The following is a 3,682-nucleotide window of genomic DNA, read 5'->3' on the forward strand; positions in this document are numbered from 1 at the left end:
CCCACCCCGCCCGGGCGTCCGGCAGGGGTCAGCCCCGCAGCGCTCCCGCCAGCTGGGCCAGGAACGCCGCTACCGCGCCCGGGCCCGGGAGGACCAGGTCGGCTCGGGCGGCGAGTTCGGGGACTTCCGCCGAGCCGCTGCACACCAGGAGGCCCGGGAGGCCCTCCGCGCGGCGCTTTTCCACCGCCGAGTACGCCGCGAGGTCGCCCAGGTCGTCCCCCGCGTACAGGACCGGTCCCGCGTCCCGTTCCTGGAGGAACTCGGTCAGGGCGACGCCCTTGTCCATGCCCGGCGGGCGGAGTTCCAGGACGGCGCGGCCCGGCTCGACGATCAGGCCGTGGCGGGCGGCCAGCTCCGCGAGGGGTTCGCGCAGGGCTTCGAACGCCGCCTCGGGGTCTTCCGCGCGGCGGGTGTGGACGGCCAGGGCCTGGCCCTTTTCCTCGATCCAGGTCCCGCGCCACGCCCCGATGGCGTCGAGGAAGCCGGGCAGCTCGGCCCGTACCGCCGCCACGCCGGGGTGCTCGGCGGGGGCGTGGACGACGCCGGTGACGGCGTCCCAGCGTTCGGCCCCGTAGTGGCCGAGGACGACGAGGTGCTCCAGCCCGGGCACTCCGGCGAAGCCGCCGTAGCGGACGGCGACGCCGGCCGGGCGGCCGGTGACCACGGCCACGGCGGCGACCTCGGGGGCCAGTGCGGCGAGGGCGGGCACGGCGTCGGCATGGGCGCGGGCCTGGTCGGGGTCGGGGACGATGTCGGCGAGGGTGCCGTCGAAGTCGAGGGCGATGACGGCTCTGCGGGGTGTGCGGAGGAGGGCTTCGAGTCCCTCGCGTCCGGCGGCGGTGGCGGGCACGGGCATCGGCGGCTGCTGCGGATGGCTCCCCATGCGGACGACCCTACCGGCGCCGCCGGGACCCCGCCCAGACCTTCCACCGGTGATCCAGCCGGGAATCCCGCCGGGGGCCGTGCCGGAGCCGTGCCGACCCCCTTGCCGGGACGGCACCGAACCCGCACCGGGACACCCCCCTGGGCCGTACCGGCCCCCGCCGGGCCCGCCGCCCGAATCCCCGCCGGAGCCGCACCGGAGCCGCGCCGGGGCCTGGGCCGCGCCGGCCCCCGCCGGGCTACCGCCGGGCCCGCTGGGCCTCGCGGATGCGGCGGAGGCGGTTGACGGTGCCGGGGGCGTGGGCGAGGGCTCGGGGGTCGTCCATGAGGGCGTTGAGCAGCTGGTAGTACCGGACGGGGCTCAGCCCGAGCCCCTCGCGTATCGCGCGCTCCTTGGCGCCGGGTCCGGGCCAGCTGCGGCCCTCGTACGCGAGCACGGCGGCCTCGGCGGCGGTCAGGCGGGCCGCGGCCGTCTGGTCCGCCGCCTCGCCCGTCTCACCCGCCTGGCCGCCGTCTGTCATACCGCCACACTAACGCGCCCCACCGACACCGCCCGGCCCGCTGCGGGGCGCCGGGGGAATCGTCGGCCAGGCTCCGTGGGGCCTACTTCTCCCCGTCCGCCTTGCGGGCCGAGTCGGCTATCTGTTCCAGGACCTTCGCCGGCTGGGCGCCCGGCTGGACCGCCTTGCCGATGTTCTGCTTGATGTCCTCGCTGACCCCCGCCCAGGACTTCTTGCCCACCGGGTAGAGGCGGGAGTTCGGGAGGGCGGTCAGGAAGGTGCGCAGCTGGGTGGACGAGCCGCCGTTCGCCGCTTCCATCGCCCGGTAGCCGCTCGTGGTGACGGGCAGGAGGTCGTACTGGTTGGTGAAGGCGGTGACGTTCTTCGCCGAGTACAGCTGGTCGAGGAACTTGCCGGCCTCCTTCTTGTGGCCGTTCTTGAAGGCCATGACCCAGTCCGCGACGCCCATCGCGGAGTGGTCGGTGCCGTCGGCGGTGGGCATGGCGACCATGCCGAACTTCACGCCCTTGCCGGTGGCCTGCTTCAGCAGCGTGGGGTGGCCGTTGAGCATGCCGACCTCGCCGCGGGTGAAGGCGTCGAAGGCGGCCTGCCGGTCGAGCTTGCCGGGTTCGACGGGGCCGGTGAGGCCCTGGCCGACCATGCGGTCGCGGAGGAACTCGAAGGTCTTGACGTTCTCCGCGGAGTCGATCGCGTAGGCCTCTTCGTTGTCGGTGTAGCCACCGCCGCCGGAGAGCATCCACATCATCGTCTCGGCCTGGGCCTCCTCGCGGCCCAGCGGCAGCGCGAAGGGGGTGGGGACGTTGGCGGCCTTGAGCTTCTTGGCGGCCGCCTCGACGTCCGCCCAGCTCTTGGGCTGCCAGGGGGTGCTGCCGTCCTTGGGGATGATCCCGGCGTCGCCGAGGAGCTTGGTGTTGTAGAAGAGCAGCCGGGTGCTGGCGACGAAGGGCATGCCGTACTGGACGCGGCGGACCTTGCCGGCGTCGGCGAGCGGGGCGAGGAAGTCGGCCTCGGTCTTGACGGACAGCAGCTCGTCGGCGGTGTAGAGCTTGCCGGCCTCGGCGTAGTCGGCGTAGGCGCCGATCTGGGCGATGTCGGGGGCCTTGCCGGCCTTGACCATCGCGGCGACCTTGGCGTCGACCTCCGACCAGGAGTAGACGCTGACCTCGACCTTGACGCCGGGGTTGTCCTTCTCGAAGGCGGTGGCGAGGTTCTTCCAGTAGCCGGCGGAGGAGTTCTGCGGATTGTCCCCGTAGTCGGCCGCCACGACCCGGAGGGTCACCTCGTTGTCCCCGGAGAGGCCCGGCACGGCTCCACAGCCGGTCAGTGCCACGCCGGTCAGCCACAGTGCGGCGCCGGACGCGGCCAGCCTCAGGTAACGGCCCTTCACAGTTCTCGATCCACCCCAGGTTGTACGTACGATCCACGTAAGGTCTACACCACTTTGGCGGCTCCTCCACATCCGGAACGGCGTCTCGCGCGGACTGTTTCCAAACCGTCGTACGGGGCGGCCCGACGGGCGCTCCGGACAGGGCCTCCGGATTTGTATGGCCGCTCAACAATCCCGCCCAATGGACTAGACCTTTCCCCTTCGAGCACGCGAGACTGTCTCCTGTGAAACCCGTGAAACACGTCATCGCCCTCGATGTGGGCGGCACCGGGATGAAGGCCGCCCTCATCGCCGGAGACGGCACCCTGCTGCACGAGGCGCGCCGCGCCACCGGCCGCGAGCGGGGCGCCGACGCCGTCGTCGAGACGATCCTGGACTTCGCCGCCGAGCTCCTCGACCTCGGCCGCGACCGCTTCGGCACGGCCGCCTCGGCCGCCGGGGTCGCCGTCCCGGGCATCGTCGACGCCGAGCGCGGCATCGCCGTGTACGCGGCGAACCTGGGCTGGCGCGACGTACCGATGCGCGAGCTGCTCAGCGCGCGCCTCGGCGGCATCCCCGTCGCCCTGGGCCACGACGTCCGCACGGGCGGCCTCGCCGAGGGCCGCATCGGGGCCGGGCAGGGGGCCGACCGGTTCCTGTTCGTCCCGCTCGGCACGGGCATCGCCGGCGCCATCGGCATCGCCGGACGCATCGAGGCCGGCGCCCACGGCTACGCCGGAGAGATCGGCCACATCGTGGTCCGCCCCGGCGGACCCGCCTGCGGCTGCGGCCAGTACGGCTGCCTGGAGACCCTGGCCTCCGCCTCCGCCGTCTCGCGCGCCTGGGCGGCCGCCTCCGGCGACCCCGAGGCCGACGCCGCCGACTGCGCCAAGGCCGTGGAGTCCGGCGACGC

The 3,682-nt window shown here is 73.9% G+C and carries 4 protein-coding genes; 1 reads left to right on the forward strand and 3 read right to left on the reverse strand.

The genetic code is table 11. From position 1 onward, the window contains the following. Positions 1-28: 28 nt before the first annotated feature. The 3 genes from otsB to VR44_RS29760 form a co-directional block, all read right to left on the reverse strand. Entirely contained in the window at positions 29-883 is an 855-nt protein-coding gene (otsB, locus tag VR44_RS29750; RefSeq protein ID WP_045950719.1) for a trehalose-phosphatase, read from the reverse strand. Positions 884-1,121: 238 nt separating this feature from the next. After that, positions 1,122-1,403, reverse strand: coding sequence for a DUF3263 domain-containing protein (locus tag VR44_RS29755; protein WP_045950720.1), 282 nt, complete (start codon positions 1,401-1,403; stop codon positions 1,122-1,124). Positions 1,404-1,485: 82 nt separating this feature from the next. Continuing rightward, positions 1,486-2,790, reverse strand: coding sequence for an extracellular solute-binding protein (locus VR44_RS29760; protein ID WP_467992612.1), 1,305 nt, complete (start codon positions 2,788-2,790; stop codon positions 1,486-1,488). A gap of 233 nt (positions 2,791-3,023) precedes the next feature. On the opposite strand from VR44_RS29760, the gene VR44_RS29765 reads away from it, so the two are divergent. After that, a partial coding sequence (locus tag VR44_RS29765) for an ROK family protein (RefSeq protein WP_045950721.1) occupies positions 3,024-3,682 on the forward strand: 659 nt, incomplete at its 3' end.

Source organism: Streptomyces katrae, assembly GCF_000966975.1.
GTDB classification, from domain to species: domain Bacteria; phylum Actinomycetota; class Actinomycetes; order Streptomycetales; family Streptomycetaceae; genus Streptomyces; species Streptomyces katrae.